The sequence below is a fragment of the Azospirillum brasilense genome, assembly GCF_007827815.1.
GTDB lineage: Bacteria > Pseudomonadota > Alphaproteobacteria > Azospirillales > Azospirillaceae > Azospirillum > Azospirillum brasilense_C.
The window spans coordinates 366,859-389,177 of the sequence record NZ_VITH01000005.1 but is presented as its reverse complement, the minus strand read 5'-3'; the positions used below and the strand labels follow the sequence as shown (position 1 = coordinate 389,177).

The following is a 22,319-nucleotide window of genomic DNA, read 5'->3' as shown; positions in this document are numbered from 1 at the left end:
ATGGTTCCGGCCTTATCCGGCCAGCGCCGCGTCCTTCTCGGCCAGCACCTTCTCGATGGCGGCGCGGTCGGCGGCGGACAGGCGGACGGACGCGCTCTTCAACTGGCCGCAGGCGGCCATGATGTCCTCGCCGCGGGTGGTGCGGACGGGGCTGGCGTAGCCGGCGTTGTTGACGATGTCGCCGAAGACCTGGATCGCCCGGTCGGTCGAACGCTCGTAGGGGGCGCCCGGCCAGGGGTTGAAGGGGATCAGGTTGATCTTCGACGGGATGCCCTCCAGCAACTTGACCAGGGCGCGGGCGTCCGCCGGGCTGTCGTTGACGCCCTTCAGCATCACGTATTCGAAGGTGATGCGCCGCGCGTTGTTCAGGCCAGGGTAATTGCGGCAGGCGTCCATCAGCTCCTTCAACGGGTATTTCCGGTTGATGGGCATGATGATGTCGCGCAGCTCGTCCGTCACGGCGTGCAGGCTGACGGCGAGGTTGACGTTCAGCTCCTCGCCGCAGCGCTTCATGGCCGGGACGACGCCGGAGGTGGAGAGCGTGATGCGGCGCTTCGAGATCGAGATCCCGTCGCCGTCCATGACGATCTTCAGCGCCTTGGCGACGTTCTCGTAGTTAAAGAGCGGTTCCCCCATCCCCATCATGACGATGTTGGAGATCATCCGCCCGTCCGGCGGCGCCGGCCATTCGCCGAGCGCGTCGCGGGCCAGCATGACCTGCGCCACGATCTCCGAGGCGTCGAGGTTGCGCACCAGACGCTGCGTGCCGGTGTGGCAGAAGCGGCAGGTCAGCGTGCAGCCGACCTGCGAGGAGACGCAGAGCGTGCCGCGGTCCTCCTCGGGGATGTGGACGCTTTCCACCTCCTGCCCGTCGGGCATGCGCAGCAGCCACTTGCGCGTGCCGTCCACCGACTTCAGGTCGCGCACGACCGTCGGGCGGGCCACGGCGTAGCTCTCCGCCAGCTTCTCGCGCACCGGCTTGGCGAGCGTGGTCATCACCGCGAAGTCGGTCGCTCCGCGGTGGTAGATCCAGTGCCAGAGCTGGCGGGCCCGGAATTTCTCCAGGCCGACGGACAGCATTTCGGCTTCCAGCTCGTCGCGGGACAGGCCGACAAGGTTCTTGCGCCCGTCAGCGTCGGTCGCCGGCAGGGCAAAGGCAGCAGCATGGTTGGAGGCGCTCATGGCCCCCTAAATAGGGCCACGAGCGTCCGGAGTCAAAAGACGAAACGAGGAGCGACCAAGTGAAAAGAGCAGCGCTGCTCAGCGCTTCACGCCGCAGGCCTGGTTGATCGCGTCGTAAGCCTGGGCGAAGCCGTCGGTGCCGTAGGTGTCGGTGGTCTTCGTGCCGCGGGCCGAAACCCCCTTCACCACCATGGACTTGCCCTTGGCGTCGCGCATCGCGGCGGTGACGGCCTTGTCGGTGTCGGCGTCGCGCGCCCAGGCGGTCTCCCCGTCGGTGAACAGCTTGAAGGACTTGCCGCCCACGTCCACCGTGGACTCGCTGTCCTTCTTCAGGGGATAGCCGACGACGACGCTGACGACGTCCAGCGCCTTCTCCGCCGGGCGGTGGGTCACCAGCACGTAGATGTCCCCGCGCTTGGCCGCGGCGGGTTCCTTCTTCTTGGGCTGGCTGGACATGTAGCAGACCTTGTGCCCGCCTTCGTCGAAGGCGAAGGCGTTCCAGTCCTTGAAGGACCCCAGCAGGCGCGGATCGGCGGCGCTGGCCGTGGCAACGGTTGCGGCGAGGATCGGACCGGCCAGAAGCAGAGCGGCGCCGGCGGTGCGACGGATGGTGCGAATGGGCAACATCGGTTGGCGAAGGCTCGAATGGTTTCGCGGACGGGTTCGGGAGTGGGGCGGACCCTACCCCAATTCGGTGAGGCTTTCCAGGGCCGCCACCCCCTCCCGGCGGCGAAGTCACGGGTTGTCCCAAAGCCCGGTCCTGCAATCGATCGCTCGATTTCGTATCGAAAGCCGGTGATCCGATGGCCGGCGGGGTGCGTAGAAGGCCCATCGAACGCCCGACGGAACGCCGCAGCCCACCCATGACTCCCTTGGCCGCCCGACCACACGACGGTGCACAGAACGCGGAGGAGCGCCAAACACGCTTTGCAGCGGGGCGCCCCGCGCACCATGTGTTGCGGGGCCTGCCTTCGTGCGCACAGCCCCTGAGCGCACAGACGGCGTGCCCGACGACGTGCCAGAAGACGTGCCCGAAGACGTGGATGCAGGATCTCGGTTCCCCAGCCGCCGGCGCCGACCGGACGTTCGAAGAGCTGCTGACCGCGGTCGGGCGGGACCGCGACCGCACGGCCTTCGCGGCCCTGTTCGGCCATTTTGCCCCGCGGCTGAAGGCCTATCTGCGCCGCCAGGGCTGTGACGCGGGTGGTGCGGAGGAGTTGGTGCAGGACGTGATGCTGTTGGTGTGGCGCCGCGCGGAGACCTACGACCCGAGCCAGGCGTCCGCCGCCACCTGGATGTTCACCATCGCCCGCAACCGGCGGATCGACGCGCTGCGGCGGGAGCAGCGGCCCGAGATCGACCCCGCCGACCCCACCCTGGTGCCCGACCCGGTGGAAAGCGCCGACGACGGGGTGGCGGCGCGCGAGACCGCCGGACGCCTGCGGGCCGCGCTGAGGACCCTGCCGCCGGAACAGGCCGACCTGCTGCGTCTGGCCTATTTCGAGGACAAGCCGCACAGCCTGATCTCCGCCGAACAGGGCATACCGCTGGGCACCGTCAAGTCGCGCCTGCGGCTGGCCATGGAACGGCTGCGCAAGGCCATGAGGGACTCCCAATGACCGTGCCCACCCACCATCCCGGCGACACCCTGCTGATCGACTACGCCGGCGGCGCTCTGGGCGAGGCGGCGTCGCTGATCGTGGCGACCCATCTGGCGTTGTGCCCCTGCTGCCGCCTGAACGTCGCCGAGATGGAGGCGGTCGGCGGCGCCCTGCTGGAGAGCATCGAGCCGGAGGAGGTCGATCCCGCCTGCCTGGAAACGGTGCTGGCCCGGCTGGACGACCTGCCGCCCCTGCCCCGCGTGCCCCGCCCGAAGCTGGTCTGCCAGCCGGCCGAGGTGCCGCTGCTGCCCGAACCGCTGCGCCGCTACATCGGCGGCGACCTGTCGCGCCTGCCCTGGAAGCGGCTGATGCGCGGCATGGACTGCTACGACATCCCGCTGGGCTCCGGCTCCGGCTACGACTCCGAACGCCGCGGCAAGGCCCGGTTGATGCGGCTGGCCAGCGGCGTCGGGCCGCCCCACCACACCCACCGCGGGATCGAGCTGACGCTGGTGCTGGACGGCGGCTTCACCGACGATCTCGGCCAGTTCGCCCGCGGCGACCTGTCCGTCGCCGACGACTCCGTGCGCCACCGCCCGGTGGCCGACGAGGAGGGCTGCCTGTGCTTGGCGGTGACCGACGCGCCGCTTCGTTTCACCGGCGCGCTGGGGCTGATCCTCAACCCCTTCGTGACGTTCTGAGGCTCGGGGCAGGGCTCGCGGCTGAAGGGCGACGGGAGCGACCATCGTCCAACCGCGTCACTCGATGCGCACGATGTTGACCGACCCGTCCACTCCCTTGTCGAAGCGGTAGCTGCCGCCCTGCGCGGCCATCTGGTTGAAGACGTCCACCACCCGCCGCGACCGGGCCGCCTGATGGGCGTGGAGGGCCAGCAGTTCCGGATGGACCAGCCCCATGCAGGACAGCGGCAGCCCTTTCCCCCGCATGGCGGCCAGAGCCGGGTTGGCGGCGATGCCGTCCGGACTGGCGAAGATCACCGTGTTCTGGCGGTACCAGAACTCGACGGACGGATCGGCCCACAGGATTGGCCGCAGGATGTCGAAGGCCTCGTAGCCGCGCGACAGGAACTTTCCAGCCCAATGGCTCTGCCACTGCTCGTTGATGTGGCCCTTGCCCCCCTGGCCGGGGATGGCGGCCCCGAACAGCACGACATCGCCATGGCGGCAAAGATCGTCGACGAAGCCTTCCGCCCGCTCTTCCGGCAGATGCTCGGCCACCTCCAGCGACAGGACGAGGCCGAACCGCCGCCCCAGCTCGAAGTGCTGCGACAGGTCCTGGGCGCGGAAGCGGGACGGATCGATGCGCAGACGGTCGCGGCGCACATAGTCCCCGTCCACCCCCTGGATGTCCGCGATCCCCGCCTCCGCGAAGGCCCGCAGGAAGGTGCCGACCCCGCACCCGACGTCGAGGACCGAGTCCGCCCCCACCCAGCCCAGCACCAGCGGCGCGATGACCCGCGCGGAGCGGAGCGACCCCTCCTCCTGGATGTCGTAGAAGCGGTCGTCGTAGAGCGGGTCGGACATCGAACGTCTCCTTCGCGGCGTGGCGGTTCCTGGACCGTGGAGGCTTTCCGGATCACTCGTCGTCGCGGACGACCACCGGCTTCTGGATGCCGCGCATGCGGCGGCGGCGCTCCGGGTTGCGCATGATCTGGCGACCGTGCTGATGATCGCGCAGCGGCTCCGTCGGGCCGCCGACGCGCACCGGCCGTTCGGCGAAGCGGCCCAGGCTGATCATCCGGTCGTACATCACCAGCGCGCCGGCCACCCCGACGTTGATGCAGAACTTCATGGGGATCTTCACCGTGAAGTCGCAGCGCTCCAGCAGCGGTTCGGACAGGCTGCCGCGCTCCGGCCCCAGCACATAGGCGGCGCGCGTCGGGTGGCGGAAGCTGGGCAGCTCCACCGCGTCCTCGGTCAGTTCCACGCCCACGAGCTGGCAGTCCTTGGGCAAGGCCAGATCGGCCACCCGGTCGTAGACGTAGAGCGGCAGATGCTCCGCGGCGCCCGAGGTGTCGACGATGTGCGCCTCGTGCAGGTCGGGTTCCGGGTCGATGGCGAAGAAGAAGGAGGCGCCGAAGGCGTGGGCGGAGCGCATCAGGTTGCCGACATTGCCCGGCTTGCTGATCCGCTCCACCCCGATGGCGAAATATCCACGCATGGCTTGCACAATCACTCGTAGTTTCGGCCCGCGCATGGCGCGGATCGGCGGCGAATCAGCCATGATCCGGCGGGTCCGATGGTGCGACACCTTGCCTCGCGACCCGGAGAGAGGCAAGCTCTCCACCCATGAGCCACGACCATTCCTCCTGCTGCGGCGGCCACGGTGACCACCACGGCCACGCCGACCATCACCACCCCGCCGAGGGGCACGCCGACCTGTCCGGACCGCCGGAGGCGCCGATCCTCGTCGAGGTGACGCGCGGCGGCATGGTGGAATCCGTCCATCGCGGGCGCGCCTGCATCGTCGATTCCGACGGGCGCGTGCTGGCCCAGTGGGGCGACATCCAGGCGCCGGTCTACCCGCGCTCCGCCATCAAGTCGATCCAGGCGATCCCGCTGGTCGAGACCGGCGCGCTGGACGCCTACGAGCTGGGCGACCAGGAGCTCGCTCTGGCCTGCTCCTCCCACCATGGCGAGATCCGCCACACCCGCATCGCCGAGGCCTGGATCAAGCGCATCGGCCTGACCGTGGACGACTACGAGTGCGGGGCGCATCTGCCGACCGACACCGACACCGCCCACGAGATGATCCGCAACGGCGAGACGCCGACCGCCTTCCACAACAACTGTTCCGGCAAGCACGCCGGCTTCCTGACCACCGCCCTGCACAAGGGCGAGCCGACCAAGGGCTATGTCCGCTTCGACCACCCGGTGCAGCAGCGCATCCTGGGCGTGATGGAGCAGATGACCGGCCAGGACCTGTCGCAGGCCCCCTGGGGCGTCGACGGCTGCGCCATCCCGACCATCGGCATCCCGCTGGGCGCCATCGCCTACGCCATGGCCCGCATCGGCGACCCCAAGGACCTGCCCGATTCCCGCGCCGAGGCGGTGGCCCGCATCCGCCGCGCCTGGCGCTCGCACCCGCACCTGATCGCCGGCAAGGACAGCTTCGACACCGGCATGATGCAGGCGGCGGGCGGTCTGGTGCTGGTCAAGGGCGGGGCCGAGGGCGTGGGCTGCGCCGTTCTGCCCAAGCAGGGGCTGGGCATCGCCCTGAAGATCGACGACGGCACCCCGCGCGCCCGCGAGGTCGCCCTGGCCGCCCTGATCCGCGCCACCAAGGTGCTGTCGGACGAACAGTGGGCGCGGGCCGACCAGCTCATCCACCAGCCGGTGACCAACCGCAACGGCCTGGAGGTCGGCGTGGTCCGCCCGGCGGAAGGCTGAAGGTCCGCAAGCGCGATCAAGCGGCCCTCGGCTAGGGTGCCGGGCATGGAGGACCCATGACCAAGCCCGACACCCTGCTGGACTACGGCCGCCGCATCGCGCGTGTCATCGACCACATCGCCGCCCATCTGGACGAGACTCTGGAGTTGGAACGGCTGGCCGCCGTCGCCTGCTTCTCGCCCTATCATTTCCACCGCATCTACCGCGCCATGACGGGGGAGACGGTGGCGGACACGCTGCGGCGGCTGCGCCTGCACCGGGCCGCAGGCGACCTCGTGAAGGGCGGAGACGGCATGGCGCAGGTCGCACGGCGCGCCGGCTACGGCAGCGTGGAGGCGTTCACCCGCGCCTTCGGGCAGGTCTACGGCCTGAGCCCCGGCGCCTACCGGCGGCAAGGCCGCCTGGTTCCTCCATCCGACCAACCACCGGACGAGGAGCGAAGCATGCACGACGTCATCATCCGCGACCTGCCGCCGCTGCGCCTTGCAGCCATGGCCCACAGCGGCCCCTACATGGACATCGGCACGGCCTTTGAACGGCTCTACGCCTGGGCCGCCGCCCGCGGGCTGATGGGACCGCGGGTGCGCGCCTTTGCGGTCTATTACGACGACCCGGAATCCGTCCCCGCCGACCAGCTCCGCTCCGAAGCGGCCTTGCTGCTCGACGGGCCGATCCCCGAGGACGGCGCCGTCCATCCCCTGGAGGTCGCCGGAGGCCGCCACGCGGTGCTGGTTCACAAGGGGCCCTATGCGGAGCTGGAGCGCCCTTACCGCTGGCTCTACCGCGACTGGCTGCCATCGAGCGGCCACGCGCCGGCCGACCGCCCCTGCGTCGAGGAATATCTGAACAATCCCCGCACTCTTCCCCCCGAGGAGTGGCTGACGGAGATCCGGTTGCCCTTGGCGTGAGAGGAGGCGGAGGGGAGGCGTTCCTCTCCTCCCCATCCCCCAAGCCCGTTCCATTGATGCTATGGTCCGGCACCCGTCCACCTGACCGGTTGCCCGATCCATGAGCATCGACACCCTGCGCGCCCAGTACGAAGCCTTCCCCTATCCCGCGCGCAACCCTGCCGACGAGAAAAAGCGCCTGATCACCGGATCGCCCAGCCATCTGGACGAGGTGAACCACAACGTCTTCGGCGGGCGCCTCGACCACGCCGTGCCCCTCCGGGTTCTGGTGGCCGGCGGCGGGACCGGCGACGGGACGATCATGATCGCCCAGCAACTGGCCGACGCCGGCAATCCGGGCCGCGTCACCTATCTCGACCTCTCCGACGCCGCGCGGGACATCGCCGAGGCGCGGGCCACGGCGCGCGGGCTGACCAACATCGACTTCCGCCGCGGCTCGCTGCTCGACCTCGGCGGGCTGTTGGAGGAGGGGGGGCCGTTCGACTACATCGACTGCTGCGGCGTTCTGCACCATCTGGACGAGCCGGCGGCGGGCGTCCGCTCGCTGGCCGGGGCGCTGAAGCCGGGCGGCGGGATCGGGCTGATGGTCTACGCGCCGTACGGGCGCACCGGCGTCTATCCCATGCAGGCGGCGCTGCGCACCATCGCGGCGGACCTGCCGCCGAAGGAACAGGTGGCGCTGGCCCGCCGGCTGATCGAACGCCTGCCGACGTCCAACTGGCTGCTGCGCAACCCCTTCATCAACGACCACAAACAGGCCGACGCCGACCTTTACGACCTGCTGCTGCACTCCTGCGACCGGCCCTTCACCGTGCCGGAGCTGGCCGAGCTGGCCGCGGCGGGCGGTCTCGCCATCGCCGCCCTGGTGGACCCGTACCGCTACGACCCCGCCGTCTGGGTGAAGGACCCCCGCCTGCTGAAGCGGCTCGACGGGCTGTCCCGGCTGGAGCGCGCCGCCTGGGCCGAGCAGGTCACCGGCAGCATGACCAAGCACATCGCCTATCTCGTCCGTCCCGAGGACGCCGAGGGTGCGGTCGCCCGCCCGGACGGGCCGGAGGTGGTGCCGGTGCTGCGCGACCTCGACGGTACCGCGGTGGCCAAGGGCCTGCCTCCCGGCGGCGTGCTGGAGGCGGAGCTGATGGGCGCCGTCGTCCCCCTGCCCCTGCCCCGTCTGGCCGGGCCGATCCTGGCGCGGGTGGACGGGCGGACCAGCCTGGGCGCCATGCACCAAGCGGTGGCGGAGAGGGCCGGGCCGCTGGCCTGGGACGCCTTCCTGGCGCAGTTCATTCAGCTTTTCACGGCGCTGAACGGCGTCGGCAAGATGTATCTGCGCCGCTGAGCGCGTCACGGCCCCTGACGTCGGGGCCCCGACATGAAAAATCCGCCGCCGGGAGGCCCCGGCGGCGGAAGTTCATGGAGGAAACAACCAGGCTGCAAAGAGTGCTTAGTGGATGGTCTCGCCGTGCAGGGCGAGGTCCAGGCCGTCGCGCTCGACGTCCTCGTCGACGCGCAGGCCCATCACCACGTCGATGACCTTCAGGATGATGAAAGAGCCGACCGCCGAGTAGGCGACGGTGGCGAGGATGCCGTAGACCTGCGTCCAGATCTGGCCGACGTTGCCTTCCAGGGCGCCGGCGGTGCCGCCGATGGCTTCCTGGGCGAAGACGCCGGTCAGGATGGCGCCGACGATGCCGCCCACGCCGTGCACGCCGAAGGCGTCCAGCGAGTCGTCATAGCCGAGGGCGCGCTTGAGGCCGGTGGCGCCCCAGTAGCAGACCACGCCGGCGACCAGACCGATGACCAGGGCGCCGGTCGGACCGACGAAGCCCGAGGCCGGGGTGATGGCGACCAGACCGGCGACGGCGCCGGAGATGATGCCGAGGACCGAGGGCTTGCCCTTGGTGGCCCACTCGACCAGCAGCCAGGACATGGCGGCGGTGGCGGCGGCGATCTGCGTGACCAGCATGGCCATGCCCGCACGGCCGTCGGCGGCCACGGCGGAGCCCGCGTTGAAGCCGAACCAGCCGACCCACAGCATCGAGGCGCCGATCAGGCTGAGCACGAGGTTGTGCGGGGCGAAGTTCTCGTTCGGGTAGCCCTTGCGCTTGCCCAGCACGATGGCGGCGACGAGACCGGCCACGCCCGCGTTGATGTGCACTACGGTGCCGCCGGCGTAGTCGAGCACGCCGTCACCCGCCAGATAGCCGCCCGGACCCCAGACCCAGTGGGTGATCGGCGCGTAGACGATCAGCGACCACAGGCCCGTGAAGACCAGCATGGAGGAGAACTTCATGCGGTCGGCGAAGGCGCCGGTGATCAGGGCCGGGGTGATGATGGCGAAGGTCATCTGGAAGACGATGAAGACCGTCTCCGGAATGACGCCCGACAGGCCGTCCTTGGTGATGCCGGCCAGCATGAACTTCGACAGGCCGCCGAAATAGGGGGTGCCTTCGGTGAAGGCGATGCTGTAACCGGCGAAGAACCACAGGATGCTGACCAGGCAGCAGATCGCGAAGCTCTGCATCACGATGGCCAGCACGTTCATCTTGCGGACCATGCCGCCGTAGAACAGCGCCAGACCCGGGATGGTCATGAACAGGACCAGCGCCGTGGCGACCAGCATCCAAGCCGTGTCGCCGCTGCTCAGGGTGGGCTCGGCCGCGGCGGCGGCCGCTTCCTGGGCGAGGGCGGCGGCAGGCAGACCGGCCAAGCCCAGAATCGCCGCCATCGTCGGCGCGGCGAGGGTGAAGAGACGGCTCATCGAGGCTCCTCTTTATTCGAATGCTTCTGGCCCGTTTCGCCCCGTCCCCGGTACAGACGGGGCGGCGGGAGGGGGCCGTGTACGCCGATTTGTCTTCAAGAAGCGTGCCAACCCAAAAGGGCTAGGAATCGCGGGGGTTGCGGCCTTTCGGATGACCGCAAAGCAGCATAGGACCCGAGTCGCGCGCCTGCGCTGCCCAGAAATTGGGCAGAAAATCGAACCACCCAAAGCCTTGCGTTGCCGGGTGATTCGCCCGTGGATTGTGGGCCGGTTGCTTCCCATCAAGGCGCCGCACGCCCGTTTCACGCGCGCTTGCCTGTTTATTGTGCACAACACTGCGCCTCAATTCCGCACAACCGTTGGGCAACCCCTTCTATTTCCGGCCTGTTCCCCTCGGCCTATTGGCCCGCCCCCGGGAAATGTGGCACGGTCAGCTCTTGACCGGCGGAGCCGGACGGGACCGGGGACAAGCGGTCCCCGCCCACACGGGTCTGCCGGACGCTTCCGGATGGCCGACAGCAAAAAAGAGAACCGAAAGGGGAGACACATGCTCGACAAACGGGATCTGCGGCTGGCGCCGCGCCGCGCCGTGGCCCTCGTCCTGGCCGGTGGCCGGGGCAGCCGGCTGAAGCAGCTGACCGACCGTCGCGCCAAGCCGGCCACCTATTTCGGCGGCAAGTTCCGGATCATCGACTTCGCGCTGTCGAACTGCATCAATTCGGGCTTCCGCCGCATCGGCGTGCTGACGCAGTACAAGTCGCACAGCCTGCTGCGCCATCTGCAGCGCGGCTGGAACTTCTTCCGCGGCGAGATGAACGAGTTCTGCGACCTGCTGCCCGCGCAGCAACGCATCAGCGAGACCGCCTGGTACCAGGGCACCGCCGACGCGGTGTACCAGAACCTGGACATCCTGCGCGACCATGAGCCGGAATACATCCTGATCCTGGCCGGCGACCACATCTACAAGATGGATTACGGCGCGCTGCTGCTCGACCACATCGCTAAGAAGGCCGATGTGACGATCCCCTGCATCCAGGTGCCGCGCGCCCAGGCGACCGGCTTCGGCGTGATGCATGTGGACGAGACCCAGCGCGTCATCGACTTCGTCGAGAAGCCCGCCGACCCGCCGCCGATGCCGGGCAATCCGGACAAGTCGCTGGCCAGCATGGGCATCTACGTCTTCAACGCGCAGTTCCTCTATGACCAGTTGGAGCGCGACTTCAACGACCCCGCCTCGTCCCGCGACTTCGGCAAGGACATCATCCCGCATCTGGTGACCAGCGGGGCGCGGGTGATGGCCCACGACTTCGCCGATTCCGCCATCCTGAACGGCCACGAGTCCGAACCCTACTGGCGCGACGTCGGCACCATCGACGCCTATTGGGAGGCCAACCTCGACCTCTGCCACGTCACGCCGCAGCTCAACATGTACGACCGCGAGTGGCCGATCTTCACCTACCAGGAGCAGCTTCCCCCGGCGAAGTTCGTCTTCGACGACGAGAACCGGCGCGGCATGGCGGTGGACAGCCTGGTGTCGGGCGGCTGCATCATCTCCGGTTCGCTGGTGAAGAACTCGCTGCTGTTCAGCGAGGTGCGCGTCAACTCCTTCAGCGAGCTGCACCAGGCGGTGGTCTTGCCGGACGTCGACATCGGCCGTCACTGCCGCCTGACCAAGGTGGTGATCGACCGCGGCGTGGTGATCCCCGAGGGGCTGGTCGTCGGCGAGGACCCGGAGCTGGACGCCAAGCGCTTCCACCGCAGCGAGGGCGGCGTCTGCCTGATCACCCAGGACATGATCGACCGCCTGCCCAAGGACTGACCCCTCCCATCCCCCTTCGCCCCCCTGGGGGCGAGGGGGCGGTGAGCAAGACCAAGAAGAAACCGAAAGACCCCGCCTCCATGCGCGTCCTGTACATAACGCCGGAATGCTACCCCCTGGTGAAGACCGGCGGGCTGGCCGATGTCTCCGCCGCCCTGCCCCCCGCCCTGAACCGCGCCGGAGCCGAGGTCCGCCTGCTGCTGCCCGGCTATCCGGCGGTGCTGAACGGGCTGACCGACCTGCAGCCGGTCGGCAAGCCCCTGACCGATCTGCCCGGCACCGACCGGCCCGGGGGCGCCCCGGCGACCTTGCGGATCGGACGGACGCCGGCCGGGGTTCTGGCCTACGCGCTGGACGCGCCGGCGCTCTACGACCGGCCCGGCAACCCCTATCTGGGGCCGGACGGCAAGGACTGGCCCGACAACGCCGAACGCTTCGCCGCCCTGTCCTGGTGCGCGGCGGGCTTCGCGGCGGAGGACGGCCTCGACCCCTGGTGGCGTCCCGACGTGCTGCACGGGCACGACTGGCAGACCGGCCTGATCCCGGCCTATCTGGAACTGCGCCCCGACCGCTTCGCCGGGCCGTTCCGGCCGGGCACGGTGACGACGATCCACAACATCGCCTACCAGGGCCTGTTCGGCGCCTGGATGATGAGCGACCTCGGCCTGCCGTCGGCCGCCTTCCGGATCGACGGGGTGGAGTATTACGGCGGCGTCGGCTTCCTCAAGGCCGGCTGCTTCTATTCCGACCGCCTGACCACGGTCAGCCCGACCTACGCCCACGAGATCCAGACGGCCGAGCACGGCTCCGGCCTGGAGGGGCTGCTCGCCACGCGGGCCGAGGCGCTGACGGGCATCCTCAACGGCGTGGACTACGCGATCTGGGACCCGGCCGCCGACCCGCACATCGCCGCCCGCTACGGCGCCGCCGACCTCGGCGGCAAGGACCTGTGCAAGGCCGACCTCCAGGCGACCTTCGGGCTGGACCGCCGACCCGACGCCCCGCTGGCCGCGGTGGTCAGCCGCCTGACCGGCCACAAGGGGCTGGATCTGGTGCTGGAGGCGGCGTCGCAATGGATCGCCTGGGGCGGCCAGCTCGCCGTTCTCGGCAACGGCGAACCGGCGCTGGAGGCCGGCTTCCGCCATCTCGCCACTTGGTACCCGAAGTCGGTCGGCGTGCGCATCGGCTATGACGAGGCGCTGTCCCACCGCATCCAGGCCGGCGCCGACCTGTTCCTGGTGCCCTCGCGGTCGGAGCCCTGCGGCCTGACCCAGATGTACGCTTTGAAGTACGGCACCCTGCCGCTGGTCCGCCGCACCGGCGGCCTCGCCGACACCATCGTGGACGCCAACCCGGCGGCGGTGAACGACGGCAGCGCGACGGGCTTCCAGTTCGTCAACGCCAACGTCCAGGAGCTGACCTGGGCGCTGCGCCGCGCCGCCACCCTCTACCGCAAGCCCGAGCGCTGGCACGTCCTGCAGCAGCACGCGATGACCCGCGACTTCGGCTGGCACGGTCCGGCGGAGGAGTACATGGAGCTGTACCGCGCGGTGGCGCCGGTTCTGGTGGGGTGACGGAGGGGGCGAGGCAGGGGACAGCGCAGCGGCGAGCTGTCCCGGACGATTGCGGATCGGTACCGACGAAGCGGCGGAGCGCGTGACATCGCGAGAATGGCATGACGCCCGCCACGCTTTCCCTTCCCGGTTGGGACATCCCTGGTCTATTGTGCGCCCGATGGAATTTGCGTTGGATCGCACCCTAAGGTCGTCGGGCCACTCGCACCCTTGTTCAATCTTCGGGCGAGCACTCCCTTCCCTCCAAACGTCGGTCCTTGCGTGAAACCGTAGAACGTCGCCGGAAACCACACCATGACCCCGGTGACAGCGACATCTGGGACGGCCCTATGCGGACTCTGAATTATTCCCTCCTTTGTCCCACCCGCGGGCGGCCGGATGGGCTGCAGCGGCTGATCGAAAGCGTCGCCGCTACCGCGGGGGCGGTGGAACGGGTCGAAGTCCTGGCCTATGTCGACTCCGACGACCCCGCTTTGCCCGACTACAAACGGATGTTCGAGGCGTTGGCCGAGGTCGGGGTCCAGTTGCGCCGCTTCACGGCGCTGGTCGGCCCCCCGAAAAGCGTCTCCCTCTCCTGGAACGACCTCGCCGCCTCCTGCACCGGCGATGTCCTGATGATGGCCAACGACGACCAGGTCTATGTCCAGTCGGGATGGGACCATCGCCTGGACCAGGAAATCGCCAAGTTCCCCGACGACGTTTACTGCATGTGGTTCGAAGACGGCATCAATGGCGAGAAGCATTGTGCCTTTCCGGTCGTCAGCCGCCGCTGGTACGAGACACTGGGCTACTTCACCCCCGGCGTCTTCGAGTTCATCGCCAACGACACCTGGATCATGGACGTGGCCAAGCGGGTCGAGCGACTGCATTTCATCGGCGATGTGACGGTGGAGCACCGCCACTTCTCGGTCGGCAAATCGGAACTCGACGAAACCTACCTGCGCCATCGGTCGGGGGAAAACCGCGAGAGGATCGCCCGCGACATGCTGATACTGGATCGCACGTGGCCGGTGCGGCAGCGCGACGCCGACCGGCTCGCGGCCATCATCCGTTCCAGCGGCGACCGTCCGGTCGAAACGGGAGACGCCCAATGAGGATCGGCGTGATCGGCCTGGGCAAGCTGGGCCTGCCCTGCGCGGTGGCGATGGCGCTGAAGGGCCATGACGTGATGGGCTTCGACGTCCGCCCCGATGTGATGAACAAGGGGCGGCGCTCCTACACCGAAACCGGTCCGGACGGCTGCGAACCGTTCGATCCCTATCTGGAAGCGAGCAGCCTGCGGTTCGGAACGCTGGAGGAGGTCGTCGACCACGCCGACCTTCTTTTCATCGCGGTCCAGACCCCCCACGACCCCCTGTACGAGGGGATCACGCGCCTTCCCGACAGCCGGACCGATTTCCATTACGAGCATCTGGTGGCCGCCTGCCGCGACGTGGCGCGTGTGGCGTCGCGCGACACGGTGGTCGTCATCATCTCCACCGTCCTGCCGGGGACCATCCGCCGCCACGTCCTGCCCGTCCTGACGCCCCGCATCAAGCTCTGCTACAACCCGTTCTTCATCGCCATGGGCACGACCATGCGCGACTTCCTCCAACCGGAGTTCGTTCTCTTCGGCCGACACGATCGGGAAGCCGCCGCGCTCGCCGAAGCGTTCTACCGCACCATCACGGACGCTCCGTTCTACGCCACCGCCCTCGAGAACGCCGAACTGATCAAGGTGGCCTACAACACCTTCATCGGCATGAAGATCGCCTTCGCCAACACGATGATGGAGGTGTGCCACAAGCTGCCGGGAACCGACGTGGACGCGGTGACGGACTGTCTGGCGCTGGCGTCCCGGCGGCTGATCAGCCCAAGCTACATGAAGGGCGGCATGGGCGACGGCGGCGGCTGCCACCCCCGCGACAACATCGCCATGTCCTGGCTGGCGCGCGAACTGGATCTCAGCTTCGACACCTTCGACGCCGTCATGAGGTCGCGCGAGAAGCAGACCGAATGGCTTGCCGACCTGATGTGCGCCCACGAGCCGCCCAAGGTGATCCTGGGCTGGGCGTTCAAGGCCGATTGCGACATGGCCACGGGCAGCCCGGCCCTGCTGTTGCGCGCGATCCTGGAGGAGCGGGGCGTCCCGGTCACCCTGATCGACCCCCACATGGACTCCACCCCTCTCGTTGAGGGCGAGCTGCCCGTCGCCACCTACCTGATCGGGGCGAAGCACAGCGTCTTTGCCGGTCTGCGCTTTCCGGCGGGCTCGGTTGTCCTCGACCCCTGGCGCTACATTCCGACCGATCAGGACGGCGTCCGCGTCATTCCGGTGGGGGTCGGGCCGGGCATCCCGTAACCCCGTCCGGCAGCCTCACACCGGCACGGCCACGCAGTTCGAGGCGTCGGCGCACGGGAATTCCTTGGCGATTCGGTAACCGTTCCGTCCGGCCCAGTCGAAGAAGGCGTCCCTGTTGGCGCTCCCGACCTCGATGAACAGGATGGGCCTGTGGAGGGCGATCGTGTTCCGGGCGCCGGACAGCGCGTCCATCTCCATGCCCGCGACGTCGATCTTGATGAAGTCGACGCGCTCCCGGACGAGATCGTCGATGGGGTGGACGGCGACGCGCCCGCCCTCCGCCGGGACGAGGCGCGCCGCCCCCAGGTCGGCCTCGTCGGCGACGCACAGGTCGAAGGAACCGGCACGGTCCCCGACGCCGCACTCCAGGACGGTGACCGTCGCCGGGTCGAGCCGGTTGATCTCCACGTTCTTCTTCAGGAAGTGCAGGGCCGCCGGGTTGGGCTCGACCGCGATGATGCGGCGCGGCGCCATGAACAGGCCGTAGTAGACGACGTGGTTCCCGACGTTGGCGCCGATCTCCAGGATCGACGACCCGGCGGGAACGAGACCCCGCAGACAGTCCAGCTCCTCCTGTTCGAAGAAGACGCGGCGCAGGTAATGGCGGTGGATCCTGTCGAACGGGTTGGCGATGGCGAAGCCGACCTTCACGCCGGACACCACGAAGTTGATCACGATGGGGTGGGTGCGGAAGAAGTCGCCGAACACCCGCGTCACGGCCTGGCGCCACCCGCCGCCGTCGGCCGAGCGCGGGCCGGTGGAGTGGGCGCCGCGCCGGTTGATGAAGAGCGGCTGCCCGATCTTGCAGCATCGGTGCGTCCGCCAGAGCTCCAGGTAGTATTTGAAGTCCTCGCCGGTATCCATGGCCTCGTCGAACGGGATGGATCGCGCGACGCGCGCGCGGACGAAATGCCCCATTTGCAGCGTCAGATACGGGTCGTTCAGGAGGATGTCGCTCAGAAGCGTGGTCGCCCCCACCTGCTTGTCCCGCAGACTCACCGCGTCCGACCCGACCCACTGCTCGGCAATCATCCCGAAGACGGCGTCGACGTCCGCCACATGGGTGCGGACCGCCGCGAAGCCGTTTGGATCCATCAGGTCGTCTGCGTCCAGGAAGAAGACCCATTCCGCACCGTGTTGGATGGCGTGTTCGACGCCGAAGTTCCGGCACCGCGAGCGGCCGATCGCGCCGTCCGGGTCGGGAATGCGCAGGATCATCACGTCCGAAAAGGGTCCCTGGCCAGTGCGGAACGCCGCCTCGACGGAGGCGGCCGCCTCTTCGGACAAGCCATCGTGCCCCGGCCCGACCGGGATGATCACCGCGCATTTCATGAATGATCCCCCAAGGGCACGCTTCGCGCCGCCATAGTCCATGGCTGGCGCGGGACGGTAAAGGGAAAAGGCCGGACGCCGCACCGTGCCATGGGCGGCCCCGCCCCTGGCCGGCGCGCGGCATGGTTGTCGCGCGGCGGACCATGGGAGAGGGTGTTGGGGAAGCCGCCCCGTGCACCGCGGCCGACGCCGGTCGAAGCCGGGCCGTCACCCTTCTCCATTGCGCGCATCGTCCGTCCGCCCTATGTTCCGGCCCAAACCAGGGCTCCGGGCACCGATGACTGACCTTTCGCACATCCGCAATTTCTCGATCATCGCGCACATCGACCACGGCAAGTCGACCCTTGCCGACCGGCTGATCCAGCAGTGCGGCGGCCTCGATTCGCGCGAGATGCGCGAACAGGTGCTCGACAGCATGGACATCGAGCGCGAGCGCGGCATCACCATCAAAGCGCAGACCGTCCGCCTGCTCTACAAGGCCAAGGACGGGCAGCAGTACACGCTGAACCTGATGGACACGCCGGGCCACGTCGACTTCGCCTACGAGGTCAGCCGCAGCCTCGCCGCCTGCGAGGGCTCGATCCTGGTGGTGGACGCGAGCCAAGGTGTGGAGGCGCAGACGCTCGCCAACGTCTATCAGGCGATCGACAACAACCACGAGATCATCCCGGTCCTCAACAAGATCGACCTGCCGGCGGCGGAGCCCGACCGCGTCAAGCAGCAGATCGAGGACGTGATCGGCCTGGACGCCACCGACGCCGTGGAGATCTCGGCCAAGACCGGCCTGAACATCGACGCCGTGCTGGAAGCCGTGGTGCAGCGCCTGCCCGCGCCCAAGGGCAACGCCGACGGCGAGCTGAAGGCCCTGCTGGTCGATTCCTGGTACGACCCGTATCTCGGCGTGGTCATCCTGGTGCGCGTGGTGGATGGGCGGCTGAAGGTGAACCAGAAGGTCCGCTTCATGTCCACCGGCAGCGCGCACGAGGTGGACCGCGTCGGCGTCTTCACCCCGAAGGCCCTGCTGACCGGCGAGCTGGGGCCGGGCGAGATGGGCTTCATCACCGCCGCCATCAAGGACATCACGCTGACCAAGGTCGGCGACACCATCACCGAGGACCGCCGCCCGGCGGCCGAGCCGCTGGCCGGCTTCAAGCCGTCCATCCCCGTGGTGTGGTGCGGCCTGTTCCCGGTCGACGCCGCCGACTTCGAGCGGCTGCGCGATTCCTTGGGCAAGCTGAAGCTGAACGATGCCAGCTTCCATTACGAGGCCGAGACGTCGGCGGCGCTGGGCTTCGGCTTCCGCTGCGGCTTCCTCGGCCTGCTGCATCTGGAGATCATCCAGGAGCGGCTGGAGCGCGAGTTCAACCTGGACCTGATCACCACGGCGCCGTCGGTGGTCTACAAGCTCCACATGACCGACGGCACGGTGATGGATTTGCACAACCCGGCCGACATGCCGGACGTGATGAAGATCGACCGCATCGACGAGCCGTGGATCAAGGCCACCATCATGCTCCCCGATGAGTATCTGGGCGGCATCCTCCAGCTCTGCACCGAGCGGCGCGGCCAGCAGATCGAGCTGACCTACGCCGGCGCCCGCGCCATGCTGGTCTACCGCCTGCCGCTGAACGAGGTGGTCTTCGACTTCTACGACCGCCTGAAGTCGATCAGCCGCGGCTACGCCAGCTTCGACTACCAGATGGACAGCTACGAGGAAGGCGACCTCGTGAAGATGTCGATCCTGGTGAACGCCGAGCCGGTGGACGCCCTGTCGATGATCGTCCACCGCTCCCAGTCGGAGCGCCGCGGCCGCCAGCTCTGCGAGCGGCTGAAGGAGCTGATCCCGCGCCAGCTCTTCAAGATCGCCGTCCAGGCGGCCATCGGCGGCAAGATCATCGCCCGCGAGAGCATCGGCGCGCTGCGCAAGGACGTGACGGCCAAGTGCTACGGCGGCGACATCAGCCGCAAGCGCAAGCTGCTGGACAAGCAGAAGGAAGGCAAGAAGCGCATGCGGCAGTTCGGCCAGGTCGAAATCCCGCAGAGCGCCTTCATCGCCGCCCTCAAGATGGGCGACGAGTGAACGCCGGCTTCGCGGTGATGTGACGGAAAGCGGGTCCGGCAAGGCCCGCTTTCTTTTTGTCCACGCATCCCGGAGCCCACAAAAAGTCGAATGACTCGCCGCGCGGAATCGCCTATCACCCGGTCAGGCTTCCAAACGGATGATGTCCCGTGACGCGCACTGTCATGTTTGGCCTGCCCGCCGCGGCCCTGGTCGCCGGCATTCTCGCAGGCTGCACCCCGAACTACTCCCCGAACACCTACGCCGCCACCGCGACCCAGCAGGCGAACAAGGTGGAGCGGGCGGTCGTCATCGGGTTCCGTCAGGTCAAGATCAGCACCAGCGGCACCGTCGGCGCGGTCACCGGCGGGGCCGCCGGCGGCGTGCTCGGCTCGCAGTCCGGCACCTTCGGCATCAATTCGGCGCTGGGCGCGGTCGGCGGCACGGCCATCGGCGGGCTGCTCGGCACCTCGATCGAGCATGTGACCGGCGACACTACGGGCTGGGAATACATCGTCCGCAAGCCGGACGGCGAACTGCTGTCGGTCACGCAGCGGGAAGAGAAGCCGATCGAGATCGGACAGAAGGTTCTGGTCATCGCCGGCAGCCAGGCCCGCATCGTCGCCGACTATTCGACCGACCCGACTCCGGCCCCCGAGATCAAAGACGCTGCCAAGGACGCGGCGAAGGACACCCCGAAGGACACGCTTAAGGAAGCGGCCAAGGACGAGGCCAAGCCCGCCGCGGCGATCGAGGCGGAGGAGCTTCCCGCCCCAGCCCCGGCGGAAACTCCTGCGGAAGCCCCGGCTTCGGCCGCCTCGCCTCCGGACAGCGCCCCCTTGCGCATCACTCCGCCCGCAGCCCCCGTGGTGGCGCCCGCCCCCGAGCCGGCACCCGCCGCCGCGATGCCCGCCGACGGCACGCCCACCCTCTGACCCCGCACTCACACCACCAGGATCGCCAGCAGCAGCACCGGCAAGGCCGGCATCCGCGGCAGACGCAAGCGCCGCGGCGGCGGCACCCTGCCGATCCGGCGCTCCTCCCGGCGGTCCAGCCGTCCGGCCTCCAGCACCACCGTCGTCATCGCCTCGAACACGCCCATCGCTCAGCCCTCCCAAAGATCGGAGGGCACCCTGCGCCCGCGCGAAAAATCTTGGAAACGAATAGGCTTTATGAGGATCATCACAGATCGTGATGGTCCTTTCGCGCGTTGAACCCGCGCGCCCCCTCTGCTTGAATGCGTGACCATGCCGGCCAACCTCGACACCGACCTTCTGCGCGCCTTCGTCGCCGTCGCCGACGCGCGCAGCTTCACCCGTGCCGGCGACACGCTGGGCCGCACCCAGGCCGCCGTCAGCCAGCAGGTCCGCCGGCTGGAGGAGGTGGTGGGCACCCGCGTCTTCCAACGCGACACCAAGAGCGTCCACCTGACCCAGGAGGGTGAGCTTCTGCTGACCTACGCCCGGCGGATGCTCACCCTGAACGACGAGGTTCTGACGCTGATGCGCCGGCCCGCCACGGTGGCCAGCGTGCGCATCGGCACGCCGGACGATTACGCCACCATGCTGCTGCCCGGCGTGCTGGCCCGCTTCGCCGCCGCCTACCCCGACGTGCCGGTGGAGGTGATCTGCGACAACAGCCCCGATCTGGTGGCGGAGATCGACAAGGGCCGCTACGACCTCGCGCTCGTCACCCGCCACCCCGACAGCCGCAGCGGCGAACTGGTGAGGCGGGAGCCGGTGGCCTGGGTCGCCCCGCCACGCTCCACCGTCGTCGATTCCACCCCGATCGAGCGCGAGGACCCGCTGCCGCTGGCCCTGTTCCCCAAGGGCTGCGTGGTGCGCGACCTCGCCGTCGCGGCGCTGGAGGGGATCGGGCGCGGCTGGCGCGTCGCTTTCATCAGCAAGAGCGTGGTGGCGGTCCATGGCGCCGTGCTGGGCGGGCTCGGCGTCACCGCCATGGAGGAGTGCACCATCCCGCCCAGCCTGCGCCGGCTGACCGTGGCGGACGGCTTTCCCGACCTGCCGGACATCGACATCGCGCTGCACCGCGCCCCCGGCATGGCCGCCAAGCCGGTCCGCCTGCTGGCCGAAGCCATCCACGATCTGGTGGGCGGGAGCCAGGGAGGAAGCCATGGCGGGGATCGCGCCGCCTGAGCGACCGTGCCGTTCCGTGACATCCGCCCCGGGGCGCACGCGCCGGGTTGCCCCGGCGGGCCGGACCGAGGCAAAATGGCCCCTCCTCCATGGGGGTCCACCGCCGTGCGCACGCGTTCCACCACCGCCCTCCGCGTTCTGGCGCTGCGGCTGATCCTGGCCGCGGCGACGATGTGGTTCGCCCCGGACGGCGCTCTGGCGCAGAGCCCCGTCGCCATCGGCGCGCCGCTGACCGGCGAGGTTGTCCTCAACCGCGACATCGAGGTGCGCATCGGCCCCAACGCCGACGCCCGGATCATCCAGACCCTGCCGCGCGGCAAGGCGCTGAACGCTCTGGGCACGCCCCGCGGAACCAGCTGGACCGAGGTCGCCATCGGCGGCCAGCCGATCGGCTACGTGCCCTCCGACTCGCTCGACCCGGCGCTGATGGTGTCGCGCTCGATCACCGCCGCCATGGGGGCCACCGCCGCCGGGGCCAACGCCGGCGGATCGCCTCCCTCAACCGGCAAGCCGCCGGTCATCCACCGCGGCGCCGCCGTGGTGCCGCGCAGCGCCTGGGAGATCGCCGCCCAGGTGCCGGCCCAGGGTTACGTCGTCGCGGCGGACGCCATCAAGGCGACGGAGATCCTCGACAACAAGAAGCGGCGCGGCTTCACCCTGCGCAAGGGCGACGTGGTCAGCCTGATCGATTCCGCGAACGGGCGGGTGACGCTGGGCATGCCCGGCCGGACGCGGGCGGTCGCCACGGCGGAGGGGCTGATCGGGGTGGTCGCCCCCTACCCGCTGCCCGGCATGCCGCCGATCGAGCCGGGGCCGCTGTTCGCCGCGCGGCTTGGCGAGTATGTCAGCCACGCCGAGGGGCTGCGGGCGTGGCAGGAATTCACCTATGGCCCGGGAACGGCCTACCGCGACCTGCCGCCGATGGTCTGGCCGGTCTTCCGCGGCGCCCGCACCACCTACCAGATGGGCGTCGGCCCCTTCACCCGGACGCAGGTGGACAATGTCTGCGGCGCGCTGGCCCAGCGCTCCATGGACTGCTGGGTGATCGAGTTGGACACCTTCTGATCCCAGCGCCGTTCTCCGCCATGCGGCCGCAACGCACCGCCTCCGTTAAATTACTGAGCTTTTTCGCCGAAAATGCATCGATCGTGGCGGTAGGCGGGCGCAGCCGCGCCG

The 22,319-nt window shown here is 69.0% G+C and carries 20 protein-coding genes; 13 read left to right on the top strand and 7 right to left on the bottom strand.

Features of this window, described 5'->3' with window-relative positions; genetic code table 11:
• Positions 1-12: 12 nt before the first annotated feature.
• Both rlmN and FBZ83_RS13000 read right to left on the bottom strand, forming a co-directional pair.
• Entirely contained in the window at positions 13-1,182 is a 1,170-nt protein-coding gene (gene rlmN / locus FBZ83_RS13005) for a 23S rRNA (adenine(2503)-C(2))-methyltransferase RlmN (protein WP_145683340.1), read from the bottom strand.
• A gap of 78 nt (positions 1,183-1,260) precedes the next feature.
• Positions 1,261-1,809, bottom strand: coding sequence for an invasion associated locus B family protein (locus tag FBZ83_RS13000; protein ID WP_145683333.1), 549 nt, complete (start codon positions 1,807-1,809; stop codon positions 1,261-1,263).
• A 416-nt stretch (positions 1,810-2,225) separates the two neighbouring features.
• Between FBZ83_RS13000 and FBZ83_RS12995 the strand changes: the two genes are divergently transcribed.
• Positions 2,226-2,801: a sigma-70 family RNA polymerase sigma factor gene (locus FBZ83_RS12995; protein ID WP_145675768.1), complete on the top strand. Its 576-nt coding sequence runs from the start codon at positions 2,226-2,228 to the stop codon at positions 2,799-2,801.
• Entirely contained in the window at positions 2,798-3,484 is a 687-nt protein-coding gene (locus FBZ83_RS12990; RefSeq protein ID WP_145683326.1) for a ChrR family anti-sigma-E factor, read from the top strand. Before FBZ83_RS12995 ends, FBZ83_RS12990 begins: the two co-directional genes overlap by 4 nt.
• Before the next feature lie 57 nt (positions 3,485-3,541).
• Here the strand turns inward: FBZ83_RS12990 and FBZ83_RS12985 are convergent, their stop codons facing one another.
• A complete protein-coding gene (locus FBZ83_RS12985) occupies positions 3,542-4,327 on the bottom strand; it encodes a class I SAM-dependent methyltransferase (RefSeq protein WP_145683319.1) in 786 nt (261 codons plus the stop codon).
• 52 nt (positions 4,328-4,379) lie between these two features.
• A complete protein-coding gene (locus tag FBZ83_RS12980) occupies positions 4,380-4,964 on the bottom strand; it encodes an RNA methyltransferase (RefSeq protein ID WP_145683311.1) in 585 nt (194 codons plus the stop codon).
• A 128-nt stretch (positions 4,965-5,092) separates the two neighbouring features.
• On the opposite strand from FBZ83_RS12980, the gene FBZ83_RS12975 reads away from it, so the two are divergent.
• From FBZ83_RS12975 to FBZ83_RS12965, 3 genes are all read left to right on the top strand, one after another.
• Complete coding sequence (locus FBZ83_RS12975; RefSeq protein ID WP_145683303.1) at positions 5,093-6,193, top strand: asparaginase; 1,101 nt, start codon at positions 5,093-5,095, stop codon at positions 6,191-6,193.
• Between the two features lie 56 nt (positions 6,194-6,249).
• Complete coding sequence (locus tag FBZ83_RS12970) at positions 6,250-7,101, top strand: AraC family transcriptional regulator (RefSeq protein ID WP_145683296.1); 852 nt, start codon at positions 6,250-6,252, stop codon at positions 7,099-7,101.
• Positions 7,102-7,201: 100 nt separating this feature from the next.
• Positions 7,202-8,440, top strand: coding sequence for a class I SAM-dependent methyltransferase (locus tag FBZ83_RS12965; protein ID WP_145683289.1), 1,239 nt, complete (start codon positions 7,202-7,204; stop codon positions 8,438-8,440).
• 105 nt (positions 8,441-8,545) lie between these two features.
• Here the strand turns inward: FBZ83_RS12965 and FBZ83_RS12960 are convergent, their stop codons facing one another.
• Complete coding sequence (locus FBZ83_RS12960; protein ID WP_145683282.1) at positions 8,546-9,862, bottom strand: ammonium transporter; 1,317 nt, start codon at positions 9,860-9,862, stop codon at positions 8,546-8,548.
• Positions 9,863-10,409: 547 nt separating this feature from the next.
• Here FBZ83_RS12960 and glgC point away from each other — a divergent pair.
• From glgC to FBZ83_RS12945, 4 genes are all read left to right on the top strand, one after another.
• Positions 10,410-11,681: a glucose-1-phosphate adenylyltransferase gene (glgC, locus tag FBZ83_RS12955; protein WP_145675784.1), complete on the top strand. Its 1,272-nt coding sequence runs from the start codon at positions 10,410-10,412 to the stop codon at positions 11,679-11,681.
• Positions 11,682-11,761: 80 nt separating this feature from the next.
• Positions 11,762-13,255: a glycogen synthase GlgA gene (gene glgA, locus FBZ83_RS12950; protein WP_145683275.1), complete on the top strand. Its 1,494-nt coding sequence runs from the start codon at positions 11,762-11,764 to the stop codon at positions 13,253-13,255.
• A 329-nt stretch (positions 13,256-13,584) separates the two neighbouring features.
• Positions 13,585-14,349 (top strand): glycosyltransferase family 2 protein, encoded by a 765-nt coding sequence (locus FBZ83_RS31425; RefSeq protein ID WP_186466057.1) that lies wholly within the window; start codon positions 13,585-13,587, stop codon positions 14,347-14,349.
• A complete protein-coding gene (locus tag FBZ83_RS12945) occupies positions 14,346-15,596 on the top strand; it encodes a nucleotide sugar dehydrogenase (protein WP_186466056.1) in 1,251 nt (416 codons plus the stop codon). The genes FBZ83_RS31425 and FBZ83_RS12945 overlap by 4 nt, the downstream gene beginning before the upstream one ends.
• A gap of 15 nt (positions 15,597-15,611) precedes the next feature.
• On the opposite strand, the gene FBZ83_RS12940 is transcribed toward FBZ83_RS12945, so the two are convergent.
• Complete coding sequence (locus FBZ83_RS12940) at positions 15,612-16,928, bottom strand: FkbM family methyltransferase (protein ID WP_145683259.1); 1,317 nt, start codon at positions 16,926-16,928, stop codon at positions 15,612-15,614.
• 277 nt (positions 16,929-17,205) lie between these two features.
• On the opposite strand from FBZ83_RS12940, the gene lepA reads away from it, so the two are divergent.
• Both lepA and FBZ83_RS12930 read left to right on the top strand, forming a co-directional pair.
• Positions 17,206-19,008 (top strand): translation elongation factor 4, encoded by a 1,803-nt coding sequence (lepA, locus tag FBZ83_RS12935; protein ID WP_145683251.1) that lies wholly within the window; start codon positions 17,206-17,208, stop codon positions 19,006-19,008.
• A gap of 149 nt (positions 19,009-19,157) precedes the next feature.
• Positions 19,158-19,922, top strand: coding sequence for a hypothetical protein (locus FBZ83_RS12930; RefSeq protein WP_247888281.1), 765 nt, complete (start codon positions 19,158-19,160; stop codon positions 19,920-19,922).
• A gap of 8 nt (positions 19,923-19,930) precedes the next feature.
• Here the strand turns inward: FBZ83_RS12930 and FBZ83_RS31420 are convergent, their stop codons facing one another.
• Positions 19,931-20,089 (bottom strand): hypothetical protein, encoded by a 159-nt coding sequence (locus FBZ83_RS31420; protein ID WP_186466055.1) that lies wholly within the window; start codon positions 20,087-20,089, stop codon positions 19,931-19,933.
• 145 nt (positions 20,090-20,234) lie between these two features.
• Between FBZ83_RS31420 and FBZ83_RS12925 the strand changes: the two genes are divergently transcribed.
• Positions 20,235-21,143 (top strand): LysR substrate-binding domain-containing protein, encoded by a 909-nt coding sequence (locus FBZ83_RS12925; RefSeq protein ID WP_145683243.1) that lies wholly within the window; start codon positions 20,235-20,237, stop codon positions 21,141-21,143.
• Between the two features lie 105 nt (positions 21,144-21,248).
• Entirely contained in the window at positions 21,249-22,208 is a 960-nt protein-coding gene (locus FBZ83_RS12920; RefSeq protein ID WP_145683235.1) for an SH3 domain-containing protein, read from the top strand.
• Positions 22,209-22,319: the final 111 nt, after the last annotated feature.

What these genes read in the sequence shown, in the direction of transcription:
- rlmN (WP_145683340.1), bottom strand. Translation starts at nt 1,182, where the DNA reads ATGAGCGCCTCCAACCATGCTGCTGCCTTTGCCCTGCCGGCGACCGAC.
- FBZ83_RS13000 (WP_145683333.1), bottom strand. Translation starts at nt 1,809, where the DNA reads ATGTTGCCCATTCGCACCATCCGTCGCACCGCCGGCGCCGCTCTGCTT.
- FBZ83_RS12995 (WP_145675768.1), top strand. Translation starts at nt 2,226, where the DNA reads ATGCAGGATCTCGGTTCCCCAGCCGCCGGCGCCGACCGGACGTTCGAA.
- FBZ83_RS12990 (WP_145683326.1), top strand. Translation starts at nt 2,798, where the DNA reads ATGACCGTGCCCACCCACCATCCCGGCGACACCCTGCTGATCGACTAC.
- FBZ83_RS12985 (WP_145683319.1), bottom strand. Translation starts at nt 4,327, where the DNA reads ATGTCCGACCCGCTCTACGACGACCGCTTCTACGACATCCAGGAGGAG.
- FBZ83_RS12980 (WP_145683311.1), bottom strand. Translation starts at nt 4,964, where the DNA reads ATGCGTGGATATTTCGCCATCGGGGTGGAGCGGATCAGCAAGCCGGGC.
- FBZ83_RS12975 (WP_145683303.1), top strand. Translation starts at nt 5,093, where the DNA reads ATGAGCCACGACCATTCCTCCTGCTGCGGCGGCCACGGTGACCACCAC.
- FBZ83_RS12970 (WP_145683296.1), top strand. Translation starts at nt 6,250, where the DNA reads ATGACCAAGCCCGACACCCTGCTGGACTACGGCCGCCGCATCGCGCGT.
- FBZ83_RS12965 (WP_145683289.1), top strand. Translation starts at nt 7,202, where the DNA reads ATGAGCATCGACACCCTGCGCGCCCAGTACGAAGCCTTCCCCTATCCC.
- FBZ83_RS12960 (WP_145683282.1), bottom strand. Translation starts at nt 9,862, where the DNA reads ATGAGCCGTCTCTTCACCCTCGCCGCGCCGACGATGGCGGCGATTCTG.
- glgC (WP_145675784.1), top strand. Translation starts at nt 10,410, where the DNA reads ATGCTCGACAAACGGGATCTGCGGCTGGCGCCGCGCCGCGCCGTGGCC.
- glgA (WP_145683275.1), top strand. Translation starts at nt 11,762, where the DNA reads ATGCGCGTCCTGTACATAACGCCGGAATGCTACCCCCTGGTGAAGACC.
- FBZ83_RS31425 (WP_186466057.1), top strand. Translation starts at nt 13,585, where the DNA reads ATGCGGACTCTGAATTATTCCCTCCTTTGTCCCACCCGCGGGCGGCCG.
- FBZ83_RS12945 (WP_186466056.1), top strand. Translation starts at nt 14,346, where the DNA reads ATGAGGATCGGCGTGATCGGCCTGGGCAAGCTGGGCCTGCCCTGCGCG.
- FBZ83_RS12940 (WP_145683259.1), bottom strand. Translation starts at nt 16,928, where the DNA reads ATGAAATGCGCGGTGATCATCCCGGTCGGGCCGGGGCACGATGGCTTG.
- lepA (WP_145683251.1), top strand. Translation starts at nt 17,206, where the DNA reads ATGACTGACCTTTCGCACATCCGCAATTTCTCGATCATCGCGCACATC.
- FBZ83_RS31420 (WP_186466055.1), bottom strand. Translation starts at nt 20,089, where the DNA reads ATGGGCGTGTTCGAGGCGATGACGACGGTGGTGCTGGAGGCCGGACGG.
- FBZ83_RS12925 (WP_145683243.1), top strand. Translation starts at nt 20,235, where the DNA reads ATGCCGGCCAACCTCGACACCGACCTTCTGCGCGCCTTCGTCGCCGTC.